The organism is Vibrio sp. Isolate30 (assembly GCF_022397975.1).
GTDB classification, from domain to species: Bacteria; Pseudomonadota; Gammaproteobacteria; order Enterobacterales; family Vibrionaceae; genus Vibrio; species Vibrio fortis.
Window position 1 is genome coordinate 1 of record NZ_JAKEUS010000010.1, and the last position, 25764, is coordinate 25764.

The following is a 25764-nucleotide window of genomic DNA, read 5'->3' on the forward strand; positions in this document are numbered from 1 at the left end:
CTAAACGTTTAAAAAGTCTCAGGGGAGACTTATCAGTCCTTTTTATAGACAAACGCCCTAAGCCTAATCGGCCTAGGGCGGTAAAAATATCAAAGACTCGCTATCCGGTTAATCGCAAAGCAGCTCCGCTTAAGTGAACTACGTTGCGCTAACTTAGCGGCCTTATAAATTATCGTATCTACGCGGTGAAAATCTTGTTAAGCAGATTGGTAGATAGCAGCTTCCAGTTCATTAACCGCTTCTAAATATTGCGGTTTGCCACCAAAGCCTTTCTTAATGATTTCTAACGGTCTGCCCATTTCATCGAAAGGTTTCACTTTAAGAACGTGGATGTTTTCGATTTCTTGCACGCCCTCATCAGCATACTTATCGAGAAGGTTGTTCAGCACCTGCTGCGCGGTATCGCCATATTTAGTGAAGTAGTTACGCTTCTTCACATTATCAGCACGTTCTTTACGAGTTAAAGCGGGTTGGTCGTAAACGACATGGCAAATCATATCGAATGGGTCCATGTCTTTACCCACTTCGTCTTCTAGCGCTTCCCATAGAATGCCGGCTTCGGCTAACTCATCGATAATGGCTTGCTTACGGTCAGATTCGTTCCAACGCTTGGTGAACTCATCTAAAGAAGAGAACTGCTTCACCATGGTTTTACGGGTGTAGTCTTTAAATGACTCGGTCACAAGCTTACCGTCTGAATCATAATATTGAACACGTTCAGCGAGTGCTTTTACTGGAACTCCATTCACATGGAATTTGCGAACTCGATTCTCATCATCCCAATCGTCTGCACCACCTGTACTTTCAGGGGAGTTTCCAAAATCTTCACCATAGGCTGCCTCTGGTTCTTGAATTGAATCAGGATCAATGTCTTCGTCACCGAATGGGTTATCAGCATCGACATCATCAACGCCGTCGATGATGTCATCTAAATCTTCTTCATCTTCGAACTGCTCTAGAGTCGTGACCTTCACGCGTTCTGGTGATCCGTCAAAGCGTTCATCCGCAAACAGTTCTGTCGCTTTTTTGAAATCCAAGATAGTGAACCAAAGTTTGCCATAGCGATCATCAATACGAGTACCACGACCAATGATTTGCTTAAACTTGGTCATCGATTGAATGCCTTGATCAAGCACCACTAGCTTGCAGGTTTTTGCATCAACTCCCGTTGTCATTAGCTCTGAAGTCGTGGCAATAACAGGGTACTTTTTCTTAGGATTGATGAAATTGTCTAGCTGATCTTTGCCAATGTCATCATCACCCGTAATCTTCATGACGTATTTATCGTTCTTCTTAACCTGTTCTGGATTCAGGTTTACTAACGCACGGCGCATGCGATCAGCATGATCGATGTCGTTACAGAACACGATGGTTTTGGCCATTGGGTCGGTACGTTTCAGATAGTTGGTGATGGTTTGTGCGACAAGCTCGGTACGCTCATCAATAACCATTGTGCGATCAAAATCTTTTTGGTTGTAGATTCGATCTTCAATCACTTCGCCATTTTTGTCAGTTTGCCCTTTGGTTGGTCGCCAACCTTGAACATCCACATCAATATCGACACGAACGACCTTATAAGGGGCTAAGAAGCCATCCTCAATACCTTCTTTAAGAGAGTAGGTATAAATTGGGTCGCCAAAGTACTCGATATTAGATACTTCATCGGTTTCTTTTGGTGTTGCCGTTAAACCGACTTGAGTCGCACTGCTAAAGTATTCAAGAATTTCACGCCAAGCGCTGTCTTCTGAAGCACTACCACGGTGGCACTCGTCAATGATGATTAAGTCAAAGAAGTTAGGGTCTACTTGCTTGTAGGCTTTTTGTTCTTCTTCTGGCCCAGTAAGCGCTTGATAAAGGGCTAGATGAACTTCAAAAGCAGGATCGACTTTGCGGCCTGTAATCTTAGTCATTGCAGTACCAAAAGGCTGAAAGTCATTCGTTTTGGTTTGATCGACAAGAATATTTCGGTCAGCCAAGAACAGAATTCGTTTCTTAGCCTTAGCTTTCCAGAGACGCCAAATGATCTGGAATGCCGTGTAGGTTTTACCCGTACCTGTCGCCATAACCAACAAGATCCGGTCTTGACCTGATGCTACCGCTTCAACCGTTTTGTTAATCGCTTGAAGTTGGTAATAACGAGGTGACTTTCCACTACCATCATCGTAATAGTCTTGTGTAATAATTGGTAAGTGCTCTTCTTTATAACCTTTCCAAACACAGTATTTATGCCAAAGTTCTTCAGGAGACGGGAAATCCTCTAGACGAATTTCAGATTCTAGTTGAGCGGGATTAGTTAAATCTCTGAAGATGAAGCCATCACCATTCGAAGCAAAAACGAATGGCACCTCTAACAACCCTGCGTAGACCATACCTTGTTGCATGCCTTTACCAACTTCGTGCTTATTGGCTTTTGCCTCAATCACAGCAAGCGGCATACTAGGTTTATGATAAAGAACAATATCGGCTGATTTTACTTTCTGACGAGCAGCCGCTTGGCCACGAACAATCACCTTACCGTCTCTCAATTTCACTTCTTGGCGAATTTGGGTCATATCATCCCAACCAGAGTCTTTGATGGCAGGAAGTATGAATTTGGTAATGATGTCGGTTTCAGATAACTTAGCTTTATTAATGCTGCTGACCATTTGGATTACTCGTAGAGAGACTCAATAGCTTATCAGTATATCGTAAAACCAATATAAATCCGAGTGCGCATCATTCACGGTGTGATTAAGTGAATGTTGCGATAACTCTTTGTTTAAAATCACCTAAACGTAACTCATCATAACTTTCGAAATCAGAGTGAAAAGCGTTTTGAAACCCATCGATTTTTGACCAATTTAGTTGAGTTGAGGGTTCCTCTGATACCATAACCTTATCGTTAGACAAATCTGTAGGAGTAAAACTCTGCACCTTTTCTGGCTCATCAGTCTGTTCATTCGCTTTAATACATAAACACGACTCTGGAATATCCTGCTCAATTCGTTCAGCAAACCCAATCAAACTTTCTTCAGCAAAAGTATACAACCATGCTTCTTGGTTGGGTGAATCATTAACTCTCAATATCCTTCCAAGGACTTGCCTAAAGTAAAGTTCTGTTTTTACCGAACTCATATGGCAGCATACTTGAAGCCTTGGAATATCCGTTCCTTCACTTATCATCCCAACACTAACTATCCACTGAACCTTTGAGTGACGGAACGACTCAATTTCGTGTAACGGATTATCATGATGATAAGTCACTATGCATGCTGATTGATTAAAGTGCTCAATCAGTCGCTTTTGAATGTCTTTAGCGTGCTTAATAGAAGATGCAACCACTAAGCCTCCAGCATTTGGGGACTCTTGCCTTATCTGCGCTAGCTTTTGGCAACCACTATTTAATATGTAATTCATAGCGTCTTCATTGTGAATGACACTTTGGTAAGACACATCAGATTGTTTAAGACAGTCAAGAATAGAGGCGAAGTGTTGATTGTCACTGCCAGCCTTAACACTCAGGTGCTCATTATCGATTAAAACGATTTTAGGGCGGCGGCATACCTTATTTTCGACGGCCTGTTGCAATCCGTATTGGTAATCGCAAACAACCTTACCATCAGGATCAGAATACTCGGCCATGACAATCGGTAGTCGATCAGAACGCCAAGGAGTACCCGATAGCGCCAGAGTATAACGAGCAAAGCCTTGGATCTTCGAGACAATTTCTAGCCCCCATGAGTTTGACCGCCCCTCATCATCAAACGAACAATGGTGGATCTCATCAAATACCACTAAAACTCGATATTTGCTGACGGTGCTCCAAAAGTTTTCATCCAAAAAACGGATGGATTGGTAGGTGTAAGAGCCCCCAATAGAACCCAAACCTCCATTAAAGGGACATTCCAGTTTCCATGAAAAGGTCTTTTGCATCCCTTCTGCAACAGTCAGTGAAGGAGAGAAACACAGCACTAAGTCAATCATGCCTTGTTCAAATAACCGACTCGCGACCTCGGCGGCCATAACGGTTTTACCCGCTCCAGGGGTCGCTTGGCAGAAGAAATGTGAATGCTTGTTTAACGTGAATTTCTCGATAGCTTGAGCTGCACACTCGGCTTGCCATGCTCTTAACATTGAGGGGCCTTGCTTTGTGCGACTTGCATCCAGTTGGTTAGTGCATTAATTCTGCCTAATAGCTTGGCTGAGCGTTCTCTTGCTGCATTAAATAGCGGCTGCATATCTTGCTTGTTGTTTGGGAAACGCGTTAACAACGATTGGTATTCCTCAATCTCGCCTAGAGTAATCGCCAACTCACCTTCATGCTGTTTCCTCTCTTGCTCTAATGCATTTAGAGAGCACTCTGGAGTTTGATCACCCATTGAGTCGACTTTAGCTTGCCTGTTTCTAGCTACTCTAGGCTCAATTGTGAGCGCTTTGAATTCGTTAGTTTGATGGTAACGTTTGTCTCTGCGAGCCCCAATGACAGAAAGCCAGCCTTTCTCCTCAAATGATAGAAGTTGCTTATAAACATACTTCCGAGCGTCGTCCTTACTCGGGAAGGCTGAAGTACTGTTTAGCAAAGCATCCCTAGCTTCTGTGACGGAGAAATTGTCCATACCTTTTTCAATCAATAGGTTAAACATGTGAGGGTTAATTCTGGTTACTTTCTTCATGTGACTCTTACAGGCAATAAAACTTAGGATTGCTAAGTATACAAAAATCAGTAAAACTTAGACAATCTAAGTTATCTAAAGGTTGAAAAGAAATGTGTAAGTGCAGAAAGACAACCCAATCCCAGCGAGGCTCAAAGCTGCGCGTAAAAAAGCCAAGATCACCCAAAAAGATTTAGGGGTGAAAATCGGCATGGAACCAAGTTCTGCTAGTGGGCGAATGAACCATTATGAGAAAGGTAGACACGTACCAGATATTGGTACACTCAAACGTATGGCTGAAGAGTTAGATGTGCCGCTGAATTACTTTTTCTGTAGGAATGAGTTGAGTGCTGAGTTGGCGTGTGCGATTGATAAGCTGAGTGATGAAGAGAAGGCGACCCTATTAGAAAAACTGACACAACCTAGTTAACTCTAAGCAAGATGGCTCACTAACCAACAAGTTGCTGTATCGATAATTTGCTAAACACCTGCTTTACAAAACAAAGTTCACCAGTCTCGGCATCGGCGACATAATTTTCATAAGAAGCTATTTGCTCTATAGTTAGAGCATCTATCTGCACAGTGAAAGGATTTGTATCATTGGGAGCATTAATTTTCTCGTAAACAGCAGCAAAGTCCTCCTCGTCAATACAATCTTTCTTTTTCTCCAAAGCGACCTCTAGTGCGGCTGCAATTAACTCTTTAATCTCACCAAGTACACCTTTGCTTGCCGATAACAATCTCATTGCGAAATCAACGTCTGTCAACGGCACCTTGAATCTTAAAGGCACTGCCTTTTCGAGAGCATCTAAAACATCTAAATAATTGTCAATTGCAGGCTCATCTGTGATCTTAATGTAAGGGAGTGTGCGTCGAACCATAATTCGCCTATTCCACTGAGAGTCTTCTAAAATTAGTCCAGCACTATGAAGTCCTACAAACACAATCGGCAAATGACACTCATCACTAATCATTTTGAGACGGTCTCTAATATCCTGCCTCTGGTTATGACTGGTTCGTTCAAACAACTCTTGGCACTCCTCAATCACTAATAATTTAAGCCCAACTCTTTTCGATGTTTCAATCACACAATCCGTTAACCCGATCTCTGAAGGCTTAGCTCTGCTATTTCTATAAGCTCCAAGTTCTTTGGCCATCCATAGTAAAGTCTCAAGTAACGTGGGTCTTACACGAGTAATAAGAACTTCATTCCTTGATAAGTTTTTCTCGATAAAATGATTAATTGTGGCTGTCTTTCCTGCACCGGTGCCAGCTGTCAGAAGCATTGATGGCGCAAAAGTGCCAAACTTCCTGCGTCTCATTATCCACTCAAGTCCAGAGAGGACTTTTTCAACCTCTGGGTAAATTGAAAAAGAGTCATGATAGTTTGCTAAAACTTCATCCCGCTCCAAATTCCTTCTCACTGTGGTCACAACTATTCCCTCCGGTTTTTGCGCTCGTTCCATTTAGACCTAAAGTTCTCTAGCGGAGTTGTTTGAGAATTGGTTTCCTGCTCTGAGATACCAAAGCTTGATTTTGACGCTCTATCACTCAGCTTGGAGTGAGGGGTATCGCTGTTAACACTGGATATCTCTGCAACTTTCTTAGTCGATTTCGCTTTTCGTTTGCGTTCAGAATGCGTTAACTGCATTAATTCTGCTTGTTCTGACTCAATTCGGTCATGCAGAGCTAGTCGAGCTTTTGCTAATGACAGTACATCCATTTCGCCTTTTATATAGGTTCTATGAGCCGCCAAAATCTTTTCATGCTCGCAAACGCTCAATCTAACGGTGTAACCAATTGGATCCTTACTTGGAACCTTCACATATCCTTTAAGCTCCTCGAGGTACACATAGATAGCGGATAAATCATCTGGGTCTACTTTTATTTTCTTTTTCAACGACTCTTTTGTTTGGGGGTACGTCTTCCTATAATCAGACAACGCTACACAGTCATAGTCTATATGCATGAACTTAATGCCTTTGTCAGTCAGCTTTCGATGCTGAAGAATTCCCATAACTACGCTAAATGCTTGCTCCTGTTCGGGTAAGAGTTTTAATGGTGGTAAAACGTCATAGCTTTGCTTCCAGTAAAGGTTTGGTATTCTTTTATGACGACTATCAGCATTAACATTGTGCACGTCTACTATCCAACGGTGGAACTCTTCTACGAAGGTACTAAAACGCATGACTGCATCTTTTTCTGGTTTGTAGTCTTCTTTTTCCAGCACGTTAGAGAATGTTTTACCCGGCACCCAGCCAACAATCCCTTGAACAATTTCACCAAATTTACGTTCAACAAATGGCTTTAACCATGGTTTGCGAACCTTGTTATAAACGACATTTATCCCAACCTCCAAGCATGCATCCTCCCAGCTTTTTGACCAAAACTCCGCACCGTTGTCGACCACCAAGTTCTCTATTTTCCCCTCGCAAAGCCATTCATTGTTGAATGAAATAGGCATTTCAGAAATGTAGCTCTTACTTTTTGTCGCATGAATAACGGCTCTAGATGCCGACACATAACTAGGAGCTTTAAAGCCTAGATGAAAGCCAATTATGCACCCACTAAAAACATCTACGAGCAGTGTCAAATGTGCTCTACCCAACGGCACCATGAGGTCATCATGCAATAGAATCAAATCCAAGGGGGTATGATCCATCTCGACTCGTTCCAAAATTCGAGTCGGCATATCCACAGATTGATAATAGTTATAGAGCTTATCTGCGTAGTATTTCCCATGCCGAGCGAGCGCGACGCTGTATGGCTCCTCTTTGCGAATAAGATTCTTAAACGCTTCATATGAGACTTTGGGTATTTTTCCGGCGACTATCTTATCGTTAGCTACTGTTATCCTGTCGCTGTAAAAGATGAATGCCGCTCTAATCGACTGTCGCCTTGCGTCTAAGAACATCTTCAGAGCTTCATCATAATATTTTTCATCACCAATAACTCTGGCTTCTCGATTACCTTTAAGGTGGTTTTTATCGACCAAGCTAGTAAAACTTCCATTCGAGTCAACAAATGAATTGTGCCAACGTTGCAGTGATTTATAGCTAGGTTTCTTGGTAAGACGTGTTTTGGTGAAGTGTTTTTCAATTAGGGGGTTGAGGTTTTTAGGAGTCCAACCTCCGCTCAGTTCATTCGCAACTAAGGATAGCAATTTATACCTTTCGAGCGCTTTGCTCTTCTGCTCCTCAGGATATGAAGAGAGGTCTCGCTCAATAATCTGTGTCGACTGTAATCTCGAGTATTTAAGACGTTCGGTCTGAGTTTCAGGCAAAAGCTCATGTTCTATTTCAGAATCTTCGTTGTACTCGGGCTCGAACTCGTCATGGAATCGACCAACCATTTCATCTCACCGAAACAGTTGTACTTCCACTCAACATAGCGATATCTAAATCAACACCGGCTTTTCCTACTGCAATCAGTTTTAAAACAGAAGCGAACACCCGACCGACGGACTCTCCAATTGAGACGGCTAGATCACTGATTTTCATTGTTTCCTGTGAAATCAGATACGAATGCACTTTGAATGCAAGCTCATCGCCTTCGATACATCCACTATACCGATGTACCAACTCTGAGTTTTTGAGAAAGTACCCATCTCTAATTTGCTTATCAGTCACCAAAACAAGACCAAATCCTCTTCGATTGGCAGCCTCTTTACGAGCAGCAAATTCTTGTTTAAACGTCTTAGATAACGTTTTCGAGTGTGGTTTGACTTCCACATACTTGAATGTACCGTCAACATAGGTAGCTAGGAAATCAGGAGTGTAAGGGCGCTTTTTCCCATGGAAGTCATAGTAGAAACCCTCTGGCTGAGATTCGTAGTGAACTACATCTGGATCATATTCGAAATGATAGCAGCAGTCTCTCTCCAGACTACCCTCACACATGACAGCATCTCGGTTTTTGAGACTCGAGAATTTGTAGATGTTCTTATTAGGCGATGGCTTCCGAAGATTACGAATATACATATGCGTCCCATTTGTTGTAACAAAACAACCAAAATAAGCTTAGGACACTTTAAGGGTTTTAAAAGGACAAGTTATGGTTTTATTGGGACAGGTTATGCTTTTAACAACATTTTTAAAGGGTGGGAACCCAGCCACATCCCGGCACACAAGTCACTCGCTGCGGCTGCTTCCTTCCGGACCTGACCGAGTTCACGAGCTATTGTTGCGGGAGGACCAGGCCCCCATAGATTCGTTTTCTAAGAGGCTTGCCTCAAAGAGTGATTGGATTATTAAGCATCCCGGCATCCATTGCAAGCCCTTGACCTTTCTTTTTAAGCAATTGTGGTCTAAGTGCTTATCCTTTATTCAAACCATGAGTAAATCGCAGGGAAATTGGTCATTTACCTGCGATTAAAGCGAAGCGAATTAGATAGAAGATCGTAGCGTATGCGCTATTCACTGGCTTAGATATCGATATCTTCGTTATCTTCCGTTCGAATAATGTAATCGGTCATCCATGCTGTGCCCAACAAGCACAGCCAAACCACAAATACTGGGCTTGGTACCTCGATACTTGGAGTGATAACCAGAGCTGCAAAGCCAGCCGTCGGCAATGTCCAACACAACAGTTTATTCCAACGGAAGGTTTTGAGCTTAGTCATCGCCTCCATTGACGCCATGATGCCCGTTACGCACAACGCGACTAATGCTGCATAAGGTAGGTCTGCTATCCAGAGTGGCAATATTAAAAACAATGACCACCAGCTGTGTCGGCTAGCAGGCTTGAGATGATTCGCCGCCCACCAGATAACCATAATAGATAGCGTTTGAAGAACCGTTACCCAAGGCGTACCATCAAGCTTGCCCGCAGATTGGGTAACCATAATGCCGACTTGTAGCGTCGTAACGATAAGCCCAGAAACTACAACTACCGATAAGCTACTTCGGCGCGAGAAAACGACCATAAGTAGAGGAAACAGTACCCAAGCACTCACAGACAAAGTGATTGGCTGCATTGGTAGGGTTAAGCCGTAAATGGTCATTGATGCAAGCAGTGCCAAGCCTGCTACTCCCCCTTGCGGCAAAATCCATAGCGCAGGGATAACCATAGCCAAAACAGGAATGTCACCATCGCTTAAACTGATAGCTCGGGCACAGACAACCGCTAACAGAGTTGTCACTAAGAATTGAAACGTTGAAAATACCATAGCTCTCTCCTTCTACCGATCCGTGGTATTAATGAACTAGGAACACTTAGTATGGACCAATTTTTACCCCAAATCTTTGCAGTAATTCACCAAATTCCCTATGGGAAAGTAACAACTTATGGAGATATAGCACGTTTTTCAGGCTTTCCAGGCTATGCGCGTCACGTAGGCAAAGCTTTGGGTAATTTACCAGAGGGAAGTCAGCTTCCTTGGTTTAGGGTCATTAATAGTAAAGGAGAGATTTCGCTAAAAGGCGAGGACTTCGAACGACAAAAACGTCATTTGGAAGCAGAAGGTATTGAAGTGAGTGAGACAGGAAAAATCAAACTCAGAAAATACAAATGGCAACCATAATGCTGCCATTGCTTTTCATTCCGTTTATTCTTTTTAAGAACAAGGAATTAACGTACACCAACCAAGCGTAAATCCAGTGACTCAGTGTTAGCTAAATCCGTGATCACAGGTGCAATCGTATCCGTCGTGAAACGTAGCTTGCTATCGACATGAATGGTCGCACGCACGTTGTATCGGTGATTGTCCTTGACCTGGCTGGCATCATATTTCAATTCAAAAGCAAACGGTACTTGCTTACCATCCGTTGTGAACTCTTGAGTCGCTAGCACTTTAGATGGTGCATCAGCCAGTGAGATATCTTCAAGTGTCACTGTAACAAGAGCATTCTCAGGCAGAGCAATACGCTCTCGGTAGCTCACTGTACCCGTCACCATTTTCATGTTCTCCGCGACAACTTGTTGTGGAGCTTCGCTTTGCTCCGTAGATTGGCAGCCAGCAAGGAAGCCAAATGAAATTAAAGACGTTGCGATTAATAAAGCCTTTTTCATACGATTTTTCTCTCAATGTGTTTGCTGGATATAGCAAAACTGAATCGTAATTATAAGAGAGCTTTCATAATCTGTCTTGAAACCCTATGATTTATTGACAGATATTTGACTGAGCGATTTGGTTAACCCTTTAACCTGCTCTCATTTTATTAAGAGGTACTCTGGCAATGAGTCAACCACTAAAAGAACTACTAAGTTTACTTCAGCTAGAAAAATTGGAAGAGGGTCTGTTTCGAGGACAGAGTGAAAATCTTGGCTTACCGCAGGTTTACGGTGGGCAAGTGCTTGGACAAGCGTTGTCTGCAGCTCGCTACACGGTAGAAGAGAATCGCAGTGTTCACTCTTTTCACAGCTACTTCCTATATCCGGGCGATCCAGAGAAACCGATTATTTATGACGTAGAGAATTTAAGAGACGGGCGTAGCTTTAGTACTCGCCGCGTTAAGGCGATTCAAAATGGTCGCCCAATTTTCTATCTGACCGCTTCTTATCATGGCGATGCCCCAGGCTTTGAACACCAAAATACCATGCCTGATATTCCGGGGCCTGAGAACTTTGCATCAGAGACTGAACTGGCTAGCCATATCGCCGAATTCCTACCGGAGAAACTTCGAAAGACATTCTGTGGCGAGAAGCCTATCGAGATGCGTCCAGTCACGGTAGTAAATCCACTCAAACCTAAGAAAGCGGAACCTAAGCAATACTTGTGGGTGCGAGCTAATGGCGAAATGCCAGACAATCACCTTATCCACCAATACCTGCTGGCTTACGCTTCTGACTGGGGTTTCTTAGTAACGGCGCTTCATCCACATGAAGTTTCATTGATGACACCTAACTTCCAAGTCGCCACCATTGACCATTCAATCTGGTTCCATCGTCCATTCAAGATGGATGAGTGGTTGCTGTACGCCATTGAGAGCCCTACGGCGAGTAATACTCGTGGTCTGGTTCGAGGCGAGATCTACAACCAGCAAGGTCAATTGGTCGCAACAGCGGTTCAAGAAGGTGTAATGCGTTTTACTAAGTAATGTTCAATGTTCGTTGATTCTTAGCGAGCATTCGTAAACACAAATACAAAGGGCTTGAGTACTACTCAAGCCCTTTTTCATGTTCTTAATTATTCGACTACCTATTCTGCTACGGGCACTTCCTCTTCACCTTGAACACGAGTCTTAATCCCATTACCTGCATCGCGAATCAGGTTAATCGGTGACAGTACAACGCCTTTCACTGTGCCTTCTACTGCACCTTGTGTTGCGGTTTGTGCCAACACTTTACTCTTATCAACCAGTTCAGTTGCTTGATCTAAAATACCTGGAACATCCGCTCTTAGCTGGGCTGACTCTTGAACGACTACAGGAATAACCTGTTCACGGTAGGCTTGGCTTTCTGCCAGTACAGGAGGCACCACTTCCACACGGTAACGCATCACTTCGTTCAGAGTCGGAGGTATCACATCTGTTCGCAGTACCTTTATTTCTTGTAGCACAGTCGGCACGGTGTCTGTGCGAACGTTTTTCACTTCTGACAAGATAGACGGAATCTTACTATCAACCGAAGCGACTGTTTGATTTACTTGTTCAACGGTTTGTCGTACCGCCTCAACGGTGGTCAACACCTCCGGAGCGAGCTCATCAATGTGCTCAGCGAATGCCAACCATTCATCCACTTTCAAATCTTCAGTGACGACAGAAAGATCATCGATCACCTGCGGGTAAGTGTCCACCACCTCCCCCACCTTATTGGTAAAAGCGAAGATGCTGTATCCCAAATAAAAAATCGCCGTCGCCAATATCAACTGAATGGCCATTGAGATTTTTGCTTGCATAAACGTCCTTATTTTCCCTTGCTTGTTCCGTAAGTTAGCCATAACTGCAACTAAACAGTGCGCTCTCTATTCATTATAGTGACAGTAATTATAGTGGCAGTGCCGTGGTGTATTTTAAAGGCTCCATCGCAAATGTTGAGGTGACATTCGACAAGCCATCAACACTGTTCACTAGGCGCTTATAAAACTCATCAAAACACTTCATATCTCTGACTTGTACTTTGAGCATATAGTCATATTCACCGGCCATTCGGTAGAACTCCATCACTTCCGGAAACTCAGAGACTGTACCAACAAAACGCCCATACCACTCATGCGAGTGATCGCTGGTCTTCACCAAAACAAAAGCGGTAAACGAAAGATCGAGCTTTTCGGGGTTTAGTAGTGCAACACGTTTTTCGATTACGCCCTCTTCTTCTAGGCGCTTCAGACGCTTCCAACAAGGGGTGGTGGTTAGGTTGACCGCTTCAGCGATATCGTTGAGTGACAGTGTGCTGTCTTGCTGTAGCAGACGCAGTATTTTTTTGTCCGTGGCATCGATCATATTTTCAATAAAAGCCTATAAAAGAGAATTTTTTTCTACTTAGTCGTCAATATGCAGTAAATATAGCAAAGTTTTTCTCTGCAGATCTCGCTAATTTAATGACATAGCAAACATAAAAATAACAACGTCAAATATCTGGAGATGCCCTATGTGTACTGACCATAAATGGATCAACAATGCCATCCGTAAAATCGAAGCAGACTATCAACGTTCTGCAGATACTCACCTTATCAAACTCGATCTACCGAGCGTTGAAGGCATTGATATTTACCTAAAAGATGAAAGTACACACCCAACGGGATCTCTTAAGCACCGCTTGGCGCGTTCGCTTTTCCTATACGCGATTTGTAATGGTTGGGTAGGACCAGAGACCACTATCATTGAATCGTCATCTGGTAGCACTGCGGTATCTGAAGCTTACTTTGCACGCTTGCTTGGTCTACCTTTCATCGCAGTAATGCCAAAATGCACAGCGAAGAAAAAGATTGAGCAGATTGAATTCTACGGTGGCCAAGCTCACTTAGTGGATCGCTCTGATCAAATCTACGCTGAGTCTCGTCGCCTTGCTGAAGAGCTGAATGGCCACTACATGGATCAATTCACCTATGCAGAGCGTGCTACAGACTGGCGCGGTAACAACAACATCGCCAACTCTATTTTCAACCAGATGCAAATGGAAGATCACCCAATTCCTGCGTGGGTGGTGATGAGTCCGGGTACGGGTGGTACATCTGCAACGATTGGTCGTTTCATTCGTTACCAACAACATGAAACTCAACTTTGTGTGGTTGATCCTGAGAACTCGGTATTCCACGATTTCTTTAAAACAGGCAATGTCGACCTAACTGGTGACAAGGGCAGTAAGATTGAAGGAATTGGTCGTCCACGCGTGGAACCTAGCTTTATCACAGGCGTGATTGATGAGATGCGCACGATTCCAGATGCGGCAAGTATTGCGACAACGCACTGGTTATCAGAGTTACTTGGTCGTAAAGTCGGCGCTTCCACAGGTACCAATATGTATGGTGTATTACAATTGGCAAGCGAGATGAAAGCGCGTGGCGAGAAAGGCTCTATCGTGACTCTGTTGTGTGATAGCGGTGAACGCTACCTAGACACCTACTTTGATGACGAATGGGTGCGTGAAAACATCGGCGATATTCAGCCGTGCACAGAAAGACTAAAAGTGTTTAACCAAACTGGCGAGCTATAAAACTATCGCTTGTACAAAAAGCTTGAAACTAAAAAGCGGCATGAATCTCTTCATGCCGCTTTTTTTCATTCAACGAGAATACTTACTCTGGCTTCTGCTTCGCTTCGAAAGCCGCTAGCTGCTCTGGCGTTGCTTTTGGTTGGTGGTTCTGTTTCCACTCATCGTAAGTCATGCCGTAAACACGCTCACGAGCATCATCGATGTCGATATCTAGACCTTGCTGTTCAGCTTCTGCTTTGTACCACTTGCTGAAACAGTTACGGCAGAAACCCGCCAAGATCATAAGGTCGATGTTCTGTAGTCTTAATAGTTATAATTAACTAATCAAACCATCAAAAGAAATAAAATTATCACTGTTTAAAGTTGTAAAGCCTCATCTTACCTCCTAGTGTTTAACGTATTAAAAACAATCAAACTAATAGAAACTCATGCAGATTAACAATCATGATCACACCGTTTTAGTTGCCAAGATTGCGATACGAATGACTGTACGAGATGCAAATGTCTTTGTCCTCCCTTTGATCTTCGTAAATCAGAGCCTACTCATCTCCTATGCAAAGTATGCATACGAAAAAAGAAAAAAATCGTCCTCTTGGCATCAAAAGAGTGCCAGTGCGGTAGCGTTGTTCATGAATTATCTGGCAAAACGTCGAAAAGATTTTCCAGACCCGGTTTCATGTTTCAGAGCGTTCGTTGACGATCTAGAGTTCGGTACCATTGACCCAACAACCGAAGACGATCCAAGTGGTCTATATTGGTTACCCAAGTCAATTCAAAACACCAATAAAATCATCGGTTACATAACCCTTTTTAACGAATACAACTATCGCAAGGCTGAGCAGCTCGCTACTGAAACGAACACACCACTTAACGCGATCCTACTAAACAAAAAAAGGCTAGCCGACTTTGCTGAACAGCACATCAACCTCGCAGCCTGGCATCATAAGTATTCAAACTCATTTCTATCCTATACAAGGACAATAGATAAAGTTCAAATCAATACTGTGCATAGCGTTAAGTCTGAACATCGTACTCAAACTAAAACAAAGCTTTATACCTTTCCTAGAGAACGGATCTTTGATCTTTTAGATGCATTCAACACACGAATCAAAGTTGGAAGTTTTACACAGCGGTACAACCTCCGAGATATGCTAATCACCATATTAATGCAGTTTGGCGGATTACGCGTATCTGAACCATTTCACCTTTTCGTTGAAGACATTATGGAAAACCCAAACCATCCTGGTGAAGCGCTTGTTAAGCTATACCACCCAGATAGCCGTAGGGAGCAACTGGCAAAAATGGGATTAAGAACTAGGACTGACAAACGTAATCCACATTCATATTATTCAGGCTGGAAAAACCAAGACATAAATGAAGTAACAAGTGTGAAATGGTTTCCTATTGAGGCTGGGCAATGGTTTTGGGATCTATGGGTACTTTATATGACCCAGCAACGAGTCGAAGCACCTCAAGACAGAATTCATCCTTTTGCATTTACAAGTAGAAATGGTGCTCCCGCCTCTTACGGAAATTTTCAACAAGCACACAAACGCGCAGTTGAGCGCATAGGACTTATTGTTGCCAAAGAGAGAGGTACCTCACCCCACTCACACCGTCATAGATACGGTTCAGACGTTTGGGAAACAACGAAAGATCCAATCATATTACAAAAGGTACTGCGACATTCGAGCCCATTATCACAATACGTTTATATACACCCATCCGATGAAACAATCAGGTCAGAGTTACATAATGGTTTTATAGCGTTAAAAGAGATGGTAAACGAGCGTAATGCACTCAACCTGCTGTCCGATTCAATGAAAGATATAAGCACTGAAACGCTCTCTAGATTGCGTGAATACTGAGTTAGTCATCATGAACAATAAAAACCCATATACACTGGAAGAACTTAAAACTGCCATTAGAAAAGCTCTAAAGCAAGAAGATACCCTACCGGAATCAATCCGTAATTTAGATAAAAAATACAAATCTCTGCGAGAAAACGACGCTTGTATGCCTTCACATCCAAAGGAGGCTTACGCTAAAGCGGGATGGAAAAGTATGAGAGACTTGTTTGATCTTCAGGAAATAGTGTTCTATACACACGAAGAAATAAAACTAACGATTAAAAGAGCGTTGAAAAAAGAAGGGACAGAACCAGATTCAATTGAAAAACTATATAAAAAATATCAATCTCTGCGTAAAAAAGATAGTCGCATGCCTTCGCATCCAAATGAAGCTTACGGTAAAAGTATACGAAATCTGTTTGGCTTGCCTGACATAGAGTTCTATACACTGGAAGAGTTGAAAACTGCAATAAAAAAAGCATTAAAGCAAGAAGGCACAGACCCGGAATCGGTTTCCAGACTAATTGAAAAATATCAATCCCTTCGTGAAAAAGATAGTCGTATGCCTTCAGGGCCAAGTAAGTTTTACGCTAAAGTGGGTTGGAAAGGTATGCGCGACCTGTTTGGTCTATCGGACATCGAGTTCTATACACTCAAAGATCTGAAACAGACAATTATAAAAATACTAGAACAAGAAGACACAGATCCGAAATCTATTGGTAATTTAGTTAAGAAATATCGGTTCTTATGTAATAAAGATCCTCGAATGCCTGCGGATCCGACAACATATTACGCTACAATGGGTGGGAAAGGTATGCGAGACCTGTTTGGCCTGCCGGAAGTAGCGCTTTACACATACGAAGAGATTAAATCAACAATTAAAAGCTCGCTGAAACAAGAAGGCATAGTGCCGGAATCAATTGACAACTTATATAGAAAGTATCGATTACTTCGAGCAAAAGACCCTCGGATACCTTCAAGTCCAGAGCGGTATTACGCTAACGTAGGTTGGAAAGGAATAAAAGATCTATTTGGCTTGCCCGACATGGAGCTTTACACATTAAAAGAGCTGAAACATACAATTAAAAATGTGTTAGAACAAGAAGACACAAAGCCCGAGTCGGTTGATAAACTGATAGAGAAGTATCAATCTCTTCGAGTAAAGGACGACCGTATGCCTTCAGCTCCAAATATATTTTACGCTCAAGCGGGTTGGAAGGGGATGCGAGACCTGTTTGGATTGAGTGAGTCGGCATGGTACAGCTACCACGAAGCACAAAACACAATTCAGGTCTATTTAAAGAAGAATAACATTAGCCTTTATAACTATAGCCTTAGTGACCTCTTTAGCCTGATAGCCCGAGATGATCCTAAAATGCCAAGTTCCCCTGATAAAACATATGCAGATCATTGGTTGGGACTTGAATATTTTTTCCAACGCAACACCTTCTATTCCTTCGAAAAGGCTCATCAGATAGCAAAAGCTAAGAAGACTAAGAGCAAAATTGCCGTCTTGGATTATGAGCGCCTGCGACTCGAAGACAAAATGTTCCCTCCATCCCCTGAAAGAGCATACTTTGGTACGTGGCGAACTGTGCAGCATTTCTTTGGTGCCAGTGATGGGCGTTACGAACAATTAATTGATGCGCAAAGAGCAGCAATAGAAATTGCAAAAAAATTAAGAATAAAAATTACGTCTAGGACTTATCCTGAAATTGCCAAACATGACCCACGGTTACCTCCTTCAATTGAACGATATAAACCATATCAAGGCCAGTGGCACGGATGGAAAGAGTTTGCTGGAACGATGAAATACGATCTTATCAAAGCTCGGGAGATTGCCGTACAGAATGGATGGCTCACATCAAAAGAATACGAAAAAGCCCATAGTTCCGATATCAAACTGCCCGCAGAGCCAGTTAGATACTACGGTCTAGGCAGTTACGCCGAATTCATTGAGTTTAGATATTGGGATATCAAACAGGTAAAAAACTATTGTACTGAAAACAAAATATCGACGGCTAAGGACTACGTGAAACACGCTCATAGAATTGTCCATTTAAGGGTGAGATATCACGAAATTGAAGGCTTCACAAAGGCAAACGATTTTTTATATAAACCACGCCCCTTTGAACAAATTGAAGACTTAGGGTTTGAACAATGGGCAGAACTCTCTCGACAATATCTAAACGGACACGCTAAGAGAGGGTTTTCCACCAAAATATCTCACATAAATCATTTTCTAAGGCATCTAATATCTAAAAATGCATTACCCTATAATCCGTTCGAATTATTTATTGCCGGCAATCACATTGAACCGCTGGAGCCGCTACTAGAACAAGTAAGTGATGGGAAATACCTGGAATCAACCGTTATTGATTTTGTAAAATTCGTTATGAACGATTGTTGTTATGACCGCGATGAAGATACAGGTGAATTAATTTCAATCAACCCTGAAATTCACTTCCGCCATCCCTACCAGTATTTAAATGTAGAGTTTGAATCCAAAAGTAGACCGATTCAGACGGTTAAACCACCTCTTGACTTTGTATATATTGAAGCAGCTAAACAATACCTAATTCCTGACTTTGTTCATGATGTTAATGGTAATAGACGACCTTGTCGTACTTTTTCTGACCTCACCGATGCTCATTTATTATTCGATTCAGACTGGTTTGAGGTAGATGAAGATACCTATCAGCTTGCAATAGATGACCCAAACTGCGTCACTAAAACGGAAATAGTTACTAAGAAGATAAATGCTAAAAATGTAAAACATAAAATATACAAAATTTGGTCACCTGTTAGAGCTATTGAAATGTACGTTTTGTTTTCATTGCCACTCCGAGGGATTCAAATCTGTTATCTTGACAGTGGTGAGGCTGATGATTACAAACTGATTGAACAAGATGATGGAAACCTCATATGGGTAATTAATGATAACCCTCTAGCTAGCCACCTTGGAAATAAAGGTTTCTTACATCGAGAAATTGGCGATGCAATTGGAATGAACATCTCTACGAACAAAACCAGCAAGCATGAAGGCGGTTATACGGTTCCATGGATGCCACTTGATGTTGCTAAGTGGGTAATTCGTCTTCGGGATTGGCAAACAAAATATAATCCTCTGAGAACTCCTACTCCTTGGAGAGACATCACTACTCCTGCAGAAATACATCAGAAAATATTGAAAAAACGTGGCAGCCAATGCTTTTTATTTAGAGATCCACGCGATTCTATAAAAAGGAATACAAATCCGCCTGGTAGTCAACCATTTCTTCCAAACTCTGCATTCAGCGCATTTGAGAAGTTACTATATTTAATTCAAAACGATGACATGCCTCTAGCACAGATAAAAAAAGGCAAGAGTGGAGGCGCTGATAGCGACTACCAATCCATATACTCGCCACATACCTTGCGCGTGAGCCATATTTCAGCTCTTTTATTTGAAGGCGATGGCTTAGACCCTGCAATTGTTCAGAAGCTCGTTGGCCACGCAAACTTGGTTATGACCATATATTACGGAGTCATAAATAGCGAACAAATGCGAGACAAGTTAGCAGGTCAATACAAAGAAATAGCAGCTAACAAACAAAAGCAATATCAAGCATCTCTATTGTCACGAAACATTGATGAGGCCAAAGGGGAGCTTATTTTTCTCAGTAATGGAGCTGGTCAGGTTGCATGGGAAAACTCAGCAATACGCTTTAAAGACTGCGGGATGTGCCCTGTTGCCAATGGTCGTTGCGATGAAGGAGGCCCACCAATCAACCCCGGAGCAAAAACATTGATCTATAGCAGAGCAAAATCCTGCTACCAATGCCGTTTTTTTGTAACAGGCCCAGCTTTCATGGGAGGACTGCTTGCTAAATTTAACGAAATAAATGTTGCTAAAAAGCGAGCAAGTAATCGTATTGAGTCATTGGAAAATAAGAAAAAACGCACTCGATTAAAAAAGAAACAAGCCGAAGATCAGCAACAACCTACGGATAGTCTAAAACTTGAATTGGAACAAATTAATACAGCGATAGACGCTGAGCAGGTAAAATTCTATTCAATTTCAGCAGATCAAGGGGCGATATTCAGAAAAGTGCTGAGCTGTATCCACAAGATGAATGACGCTACCAAAGATGAAAACGAAACAAAAGGTGTAACTCTCATTCTAAACAGAGATGAGGCTGAAGTTGGCGTCTCCTTAGATGAAACAAGCGATTTTAGGATGCTGGCAGAGGTGTGCGAAGATGCACAAATTTACGACAGTATTGATGATAGCGAAGCGGTAATCCAACGCGAGAAATTTCTTGATACAATGCTTAAAGAAAATGGGTTTGATGCCATTTTTTTCCAGCTCGATGAAGATCAATCAAGATTTATCGGAAATCAGATGCAAAAACTTTTACTCAATCGACTTAAAAGCTGGAGAAGTGTTGATAACTTGATTTATGGCGACATGCGTTTGTCAGATTTAACAATTGACAACAATGGTAGTTTGCAAACCATCAAAGATGAGTTGTCACTGATTATTAATGCTGCTAGCAACGAAGTCAGTTATCCCTACATACAACAAGTCGAGAGTTAAAAATGAGTAGTGAACTGTTAGAAATTAAAGATGATAAGCTACGTAAAGAGATAGAAGCAATATACCAAGCCTTGCGAACTGAATGCAAAACTGCACGGTCTAAAAACAGCATCGATATAGTAAACAAAACCTGTGCAGAGATAGCTCAAGGTTCAAGAGATTTCAGCACTTCTATTGTAGGTAACTTGGCAAACGCCAAGGGAGGACCTAGCGCTCAATCGATCAGCAACAAAAACGGTAAACGATATCGAGATTTAATCAATGCGTACCAAAGAGCTTACCCACTACCCACCAAGTTGACAACACCCAACACTAAATATTGGATTGACCAAATACAGCAACCAGGTGTCAAAGGCAACGTTCTAATCATGCAGTCCGAATTAAGAAAGTTAAGAGATGAGAACAAAGTACTGCGTAACCTTCTTACTAACAAAAATGACCTAGTGGTTACCCTCACCCAATCATCACCTCAATCTGATAATTCGTATTCTCACTTGACCGAAACTGACTATGAATCGTTGAAGTCTGCTATCGACCCCAAAAGACTACAGACGTTTGGTCTAAGGTTAGGTGAAGGTGGTAGCATTGAGAATGTAAATGGTGATGAGGTATTTGAAATAGGATTCGCGGATGCAATCCTCAAAATAATTACTATAGATAGACCAACGAATGAATAAAACAGGCCTATTCATTGAGTACTTGATTACACAATATCTCCCTGTAGACTATAACATTAACAATATGTAGTTTGAAAAAGGAAAAGATTGTGGCTCAATTTAAATACAAGCAATTGACTCAAGATCAACAAGACAAGCTCGACGCTGCAGCATTTCGTCGCTTATTAGCACATTTAAATGATCACAAGGAAGTTGCCAATATCGACCTAATGATCTTGGCCGGCTTCTGCCGAAACTGTTTCAGTAAATGGTATGCCTCGGAAGCAGAACAGTTAGGTATTAACCTGGACTTAGATGATGCGCGAGAACGCGTTTATGGGATGACTTACGATGAATGGAAGACTAACCATCAACAGAAAGCTACCCCGGAACAATTAGCAGCTTACGAAGCTCGCCAAGCAAAAAAAAATTAACAAGTGTAATGATTCAAGCATAATCTGACAGCTTAGGTGGTGCCTATAATAAGCATGCAGCACACTGGTGATCACATTCGTAAGTAACTTTTGGACATAACTTTGTCAGTGACTTTGCTAAATTAGTAAATTATGGATAACTACAAGTATAGAAAGTCGCTTAGCTTTGTGTCCAGTCTTTGTAGTGCAGAGCAATTGTAGTGGTCAACTAAAATTGGCCACAGTTTTGTAAGTTTCCCAGTAAAGTCTTTCCGACTCATTCGGAGTCAGACCACCGTTGTACTGGTGCGGCCTGATTTGGCTGTAGTATCTAGTGATATAGCCAACGATGCTCTGCCAAGCTTCATCTAAACTGCGATAACCACTGGCTGGCACCCATTCTGTTTTCAAGCTTCTAAAGAAGCGCTCCATTGGACTATTATCCCAACAGTTACCTCTCCGAGATAAACTCTGTTTAATTTGGTATCGCCATAGGATCTGACGGTATTTTCGACTCGTGTAATGCGTTCCTTGATCGCTATGGAACATAACTCCTGTAGGCATTCCTCGTGACTCATAAGCCATCTTTAACGCTTTGACGGTCAACTGACTATCGGGCGAAAAGGACATAGCCCAGCCAACAGGTTTTCGAGCAAATAAGTCGATGACAATCGCTAAATAAGCCCAACGACTCCCAGCCCAAACATAAGTGACGTCTCCTACCCATACTTGATTTGGAGCAGTAACAGCGAACTGCCTCTCCAAGTAATTAGGGATCTCTACATGCTCTAGGGGCTGCTTCCTGTACTTATGCTTTGGTAGTTGCCTGCTTACCAGGCCGAGCATTTTCATTATTTTACTAGCGCGATATCAACTCAGATTCATGCCAGAATTCGTAACGATGCCTGCAATAGTTCGAGCGCCTGCTGAACCATTGCTCGCGTTGTAAGCCTCTTGGACAAGCGCTCTTATTCGAATGTCATGCGCAGGAATAGCTTTTGGCCGCGTTTTCCAATATTTGTAACTACTGCGATGAACACCGAATATGCTACACAGTTTGAGAATGCTGTAGCTCTGTTTGAGTCTTTCGATTATCGAGAATTTTTCAGTGAGTCTGACATCAACAGAGCTGTAGTCTTTTTTATGATTTCGTTGTGCTCTTCCAGCTCGGCAATCCGCTTTTTAAGCTCTCGGATCTCTATTTGTTCTGGCGTCAGCGGTGCTGCTTTTGGGGCAATACCCTGTCTCTCTTGTTTAAGCTGCCTTACCCACTTGTCCATAGCAGATTTGCTCACATTCATAGCTTTAGCTGCTTCGACCACGGAGTAACCTTGGTCAACAACTAGCTGGGCAGCTTCAAGTTTGAATTCTGGACTAAAAGTTCTTCTCGTACGCTTTGTCATAGTTCCACCTGTTGTGTACGAGGTGCATCTTAACACCTCTAATCAGGTGGCCAAATTCACTATGCCACTACAGTAGAACACCTTTAGCGCCCCTTAAAATTTAAAATGAACGTCAACTCTGTCCCGATATTTTAAATTGTCTTGAGCTTGCACTCTTTGGGGCAATTCTGAGTTATGAAGTGCCAGAGTTATGAAGTGCCAACTGTGAAGGTTATGGACAAAAATGACTTGGAGTTTATGCTCCATGCTACAAAGTTCAGATAAGTTAAGTTTGGGTAAACTCAAGTTCACTACAGCCTTTCCTCTGACTGCTTAGCTAATCTCTCTGAACTTAAAAACAGTTAGAGCCCGCTACCAATATTAAAGTACAGTGCACTTTCTTGATCGCTGAACGCAATATCGACACCTAAACGAAGGCCATAACGCCGAGCAATATGGTAGCGAAATCCGACCCCATAAGCGTCTACTTGGTTCAGGGCATCTTCGGAATTGCGCTGCTGCGCGACACCATGTCCGTAAAATGCAGAGACTTTCCAGCGATTATCAATATCATAACTAAGCTGAGTCTGTACGGTGAGTATCTCATCACCTTGGTAGCGATACGACGAAACACCTCGCAGCGCTACGTAAGGTTTTGCAGTTGGCGTTATCAACCGATCATCACTAGAGAAATGTTGATAGTTCCCAGCAAACGCCAGATTCCAAGCATCACCCAGCGGAAAATAGACCTGTCCGTTAAGCGAAAGATTTTGATAGTTGTAATCGCTACCAATCGCCTCATCATAAGTCATATACTCAGCACTGAGCTGATACCCTTGAGTCGGGTAGAACAAGTTGTCACGCGTATCGTAATCAACCACCAGCCCCAGCCCCGATGTCACCGACGCGTTGCCTAACTGTTCAAGGTCAAAATGCTGGCTTAGCTTATCAATGGCTTGGCCCAGTTTTCCGTAAAAATTTAGATCAACACTAGAAACTGCGAGCACTTGTTTGGCGCCTAACATCAGTGGCGTGTCTTTCACTCGAAACTGAAGTTTTTGCATCAAGCCTGCCACTTGGGTCGTAGTACCAAACCTAAGGGTATCGATTGCAGGCAATGGGCCGACGCCATCAAACTGAATTGGTTGATAAATATCGAGTTTAGCTTCGCCAACGCCCAGTCCACCTGTGTATCGGATCGAATCTTTTAACCAAGAATGTCGATGCCCGGCAAACGCAAACCAAGAGCCATTCTCCGTGCCCGCCGCCCCGACCAGAGTCATGGCAGCGGGCACTAACTGAGCGCCCCCATCCACCGCTGCTAGCGCTGCCTGTTTGCGCTTCTCCTTAGCCTGCTCATCTTCGTGTAAAAATAGCCCAGCGACACCTCCACCAACTCCAACCGCCGGCTCAGTGATTAAGATGGGTACTGGCAAGAAGCCGTAAGCGTTCTCAGCAATATGATGCCCAAGATCAAACTGCCCATCATGGCTGTCAAAAAACGAGGCACTGCTATATGAAGCGAATAAGGTAGTGGCACAAGCCAAGATCAGCGGGTGTATTTTGTTCATCATAGTCTTCTCAAAATGAGCAGAGGCTCAGTGGCGGTGGCGCTAGGCCTTGAATGAGTTGACTATAACTAAACGAATGAAAGGTTCTGAATCGCTTACGTAGGATCTGATCCTACGTAAGCTCTCTAAGGCTAACGAGATTTGTATGTCTGCACATGTTCGCTAATCGCTTTAATGATTGACCCTCTCACCGCTTTGATATTTTTGGCGTGTGGGCACCACAGGGAGATGGGGAGTTTCATGCCTTCTAACATCATATCAAGCTTGAGTGGTGATACCCCCTCTAGCGCAAATTGAGACTCAGACAAGGCTTTCGGCAACCAGGCCCAGCCCAGCCCTTCTTTGATCATTTTAATCACCAAAGCCAGCTGATCGACTTGCTCGTTGTTGGCTGAATAGACAAACTTTTCGGCCAAGCCCTCATCCACCAGTGATTTGAGCATGAACTGTCTTTCTGTTTGCAGTTCACCCACGACTGCGGCTTTGTCCATTTGCGCCAATCGGCCGCCAGCTTGCACGTAAGGCAAGAACTCAACATGGCCTAAAAAGGTCGAATCAAAACTATGGATTGCGGTACTTTCGTGAATATTCGCCAAACCAAAGTGAATGCTGCCATCAACGATGCCTTGCTTAATTTCATCGCGGCCGCGCACCAAAAATTCTACACGCATGGTCGGGAAATCTTGGGCTAATTGTTGGCGGATCAAAAACAGAGCTTGATGTGGTACAAAGCTTGGATAGGCAATCACCACCCGTTCCAACTCGCCGTAGGAAAGACTGAGAGCGATTTTATCAAACACGCGCGCTTGCTCGATCGCTTGCTTGGCATAATGATAAAGAAGATGACCATCTTCGGTAGGTTCGACAGAGCGGCCAATACGTTCAAACAAAGTAACGGCAAGCTGGTCTTCAAGGTTAGTGATAACCTGACCTATGGTCGTACGATGCTTATTGAGTTTTACCGCGGCCTTGCTAAAAGAAAGGTGTTCATAAACGGTGACAAATGCCAATAGCTGTTCAAGACTAAAGTTCATAGTAATGGCTGGCTGGTTGGGGATGAATATCCTCAAGATAGCACTTTTATTATG

General features: G+C 42.8%; 20 protein-coding genes, 1 other RNA gene and 2 pseudogenes. 8 read left to right on the forward strand and 15 right to left on the reverse strand.

Annotated elements, in window-relative coordinates:
• Positions 1-197 precede the first annotated feature (197 nt).
• From L1D60_RS18940 to L1D60_RS18950, 3 genes are all read right to left on the reverse strand, one after another.
• Positions 198-2645, reverse strand: coding sequence for a DEAD/DEAH box helicase family protein (locus L1D60_RS18940; protein WP_239842457.1), 2448 nt, complete (start codon positions 2643-2645; stop codon positions 198-200).
• A gap of 85 nt (positions 2646-2730) precedes the next feature.
• On the reverse strand, positions 2731-4113 hold the full coding sequence (locus tag L1D60_RS18945) for a DEAD/DEAH box helicase family protein (protein ID WP_239842458.1): 1383 nt from the start codon (positions 4111-4113) through the stop codon (positions 2731-2733).
• Positions 4107-4652 carry a hypothetical protein gene (locus L1D60_RS18950; protein WP_239842459.1) on the reverse strand — a complete coding sequence of 182 codons (546 nt, stop codon included), beginning with the start codon at positions 4650-4652 and terminating at the stop codon, positions 4107-4109. Before L1D60_RS18950 ends, L1D60_RS18945 begins: the two co-directional genes overlap by 7 nt.
• Before the next feature lie 100 nt (positions 4653-4752).
• On the opposite strand from L1D60_RS18950, the gene L1D60_RS18955 reads away from it, so the two are divergent.
• Positions 4753-5061, forward strand: coding sequence for a helix-turn-helix transcriptional regulator (locus tag L1D60_RS18955; protein ID WP_239842460.1), 309 nt, complete (start codon positions 4753-4755; stop codon positions 5059-5061).
• A 19-nt stretch (positions 5062-5080) separates the two neighbouring features.
• On the opposite strand, the gene L1D60_RS18960 is transcribed toward L1D60_RS18955, so the two are convergent.
• From L1D60_RS18960 to L1D60_RS18980, 5 genes are all read right to left on the reverse strand, one after another.
• A complete protein-coding gene (locus tag L1D60_RS18960) occupies positions 5081-6097 on the reverse strand; it encodes a TniB family NTP-binding protein (protein WP_239842461.1) in 1017 nt (338 codons plus the stop codon).
• Positions 6067-7983 (reverse strand): transposase family protein, encoded by a 1917-nt coding sequence (locus tag L1D60_RS18965; RefSeq protein WP_239842462.1) that lies wholly within the window; start codon positions 7981-7983, stop codon positions 6067-6069. Before L1D60_RS18965 ends, L1D60_RS18960 begins: the two co-directional genes overlap by 31 nt.
• Before the next feature lies 1 nt (position 7984).
• Entirely contained in the window at positions 7985-8611 is a 627-nt protein-coding gene (locus L1D60_RS18970; protein WP_239842463.1) for a TnsA endonuclease N-terminal domain-containing protein, read from the reverse strand.
• A 122-nt stretch (positions 8612-8733) separates the two neighbouring features.
• Positions 8734-8830, reverse strand: an RNA gene (ffs, locus tag L1D60_RS18975) — signal recognition particle sRNA small type.
• A gap of 224 nt (positions 8831-9054) precedes the next feature.
• Positions 9055-9798 (reverse strand): hypothetical protein, encoded by a 744-nt coding sequence (locus L1D60_RS18980; protein ID WP_239842464.1) that lies wholly within the window; start codon positions 9796-9798, stop codon positions 9055-9057.
• A gap of 51 nt (positions 9799-9849) precedes the next feature.
• On the opposite strand from L1D60_RS18980, the gene L1D60_RS18985 reads away from it, so the two are divergent.
• Complete coding sequence (locus L1D60_RS18985; protein WP_239842465.1) at positions 9850-10152, forward strand: DNA base-flipping protein; 303 nt, start codon at positions 9850-9852, stop codon at positions 10150-10152.
• A 47-nt stretch (positions 10153-10199) separates the two neighbouring features.
• On the opposite strand, the gene L1D60_RS18990 is transcribed toward L1D60_RS18985, so the two are convergent.
• Positions 10200-10640 carry a YbaY family lipoprotein gene (locus L1D60_RS18990; protein WP_239842466.1) on the reverse strand — a complete coding sequence of 147 codons (441 nt, stop codon included), beginning with the start codon at positions 10638-10640 and terminating at the stop codon, positions 10200-10202.
• A 167-nt stretch (positions 10641-10807) separates the two neighbouring features.
• On the opposite strand from L1D60_RS18990, the gene tesB reads away from it, so the two are divergent.
• Positions 10808-11668 (forward strand): acyl-CoA thioesterase II, encoded by an 861-nt coding sequence (gene tesB, locus L1D60_RS18995; RefSeq protein ID WP_239842467.1) that lies wholly within the window; start codon positions 10808-10810, stop codon positions 11666-11668.
• Positions 11669-11769: 101 nt separating this feature from the next.
• Here the strand turns inward: tesB and L1D60_RS19000 are convergent, their stop codons facing one another.
• Positions 11770-12468 (reverse strand): hypothetical protein, encoded by a 699-nt coding sequence (locus L1D60_RS19000; protein ID WP_239842468.1) that lies wholly within the window; start codon positions 12466-12468, stop codon positions 11770-11772.
• An 88-nt stretch (positions 12469-12556) separates the two neighbouring features.
• A complete protein-coding gene (locus L1D60_RS19005) occupies positions 12557-13012 on the reverse strand; it encodes an Lrp/AsnC family transcriptional regulator (RefSeq protein WP_032549577.1) in 456 nt (151 codons plus the stop codon).
• A 148-nt stretch (positions 13013-13160) separates the two neighbouring features.
• Here L1D60_RS19005 and L1D60_RS19010 point away from each other — a divergent pair, with 148 nt between their 5' ends.
• Positions 13161-14225: a PLP-dependent cysteine synthase family protein gene (locus tag L1D60_RS19010; RefSeq protein WP_239842469.1), complete on the forward strand. Its 1065-nt coding sequence runs from the start codon at positions 13161-13163 to the stop codon at positions 14223-14225.
• An 82-nt stretch (positions 14226-14307) separates the two neighbouring features.
• Here the strand turns inward: L1D60_RS19010 and L1D60_RS19015 are convergent.
• Positions 14308-14523, reverse strand: a pseudogene (locus L1D60_RS19015) (DUF1244 domain-containing protein); the annotation flags it as partial.
• Positions 14524-14653: 130 nt separating this feature from the next.
• Between L1D60_RS19015 and gmtY the strand changes: the two are divergent.
• The 4 genes from gmtY to L1D60_RS19035 all read left to right on the forward strand — a co-directional run bounded on the left by gmtY (position 14654) and on the right by L1D60_RS19035 (position 21744).
• Positions 14654-16093, forward strand: coding sequence for a gamma-mobile-trio recombinase GmtY (gene gmtY, locus L1D60_RS19020; RefSeq protein ID WP_239842470.1), 1440 nt, complete (start codon positions 14654-14656; stop codon positions 16091-16093).
• A 10-nt stretch (positions 16094-16103) separates the two neighbouring features.
• Complete coding sequence (locus L1D60_RS19025; RefSeq protein ID WP_239842471.1) at positions 16104-20654, forward strand: VPA1269 family protein; 4551 nt, start codon at positions 16104-16106, stop codon at positions 20652-20654.
• A gap of 2 nt (positions 20655-20656) precedes the next feature.
• The gene (gene gmtX / locus L1D60_RS19030) at positions 20657-21331 is read left to right on the forward strand and encodes a gamma-mobile-trio protein GmtX (protein WP_101904067.1); all 675 of its coding nucleotides are present in this window, start codon (positions 20657-20659) and stop codon (positions 21329-21331) included.
• Positions 21332-21420: 89 nt separating this feature from the next.
• The gene (locus tag L1D60_RS19035) at positions 21421-21744 is read left to right on the forward strand and encodes a DUF1244 domain-containing protein (RefSeq protein WP_239842472.1); all 324 of its coding nucleotides are present in this window, start codon (positions 21421-21423) and stop codon (positions 21742-21744) included.
• A gap of 204 nt (positions 21745-21948) precedes the next feature.
• On the opposite strand, the pseudogene L1D60_RS19040 reads toward L1D60_RS19035, so the two are convergent.
• From L1D60_RS19040 to L1D60_RS19050, 3 genes and pseudogenes are all read right to left on the reverse strand, one after another.
• A pseudogene (locus L1D60_RS19040) lies at positions 21949-23126 on the reverse strand (IS3 family transposase).
• 341 nt (positions 23127-23467) lie between these two features.
• Positions 23468-24676 (reverse strand): BamA/TamA family outer membrane protein, encoded by a 1209-nt coding sequence (locus L1D60_RS19045; protein ID WP_239842566.1) that lies wholly within the window; start codon positions 24674-24676, stop codon positions 23468-23470.
• A 131-nt stretch (positions 24677-24807) separates the two neighbouring features.
• Positions 24808-25710 (reverse strand): LysR family transcriptional regulator, encoded by a 903-nt coding sequence (locus L1D60_RS19050; RefSeq protein ID WP_239842473.1) that lies wholly within the window; start codon positions 25708-25710, stop codon positions 24808-24810.
• Positions 25711-25764 lie beyond the last annotated feature (54 nt).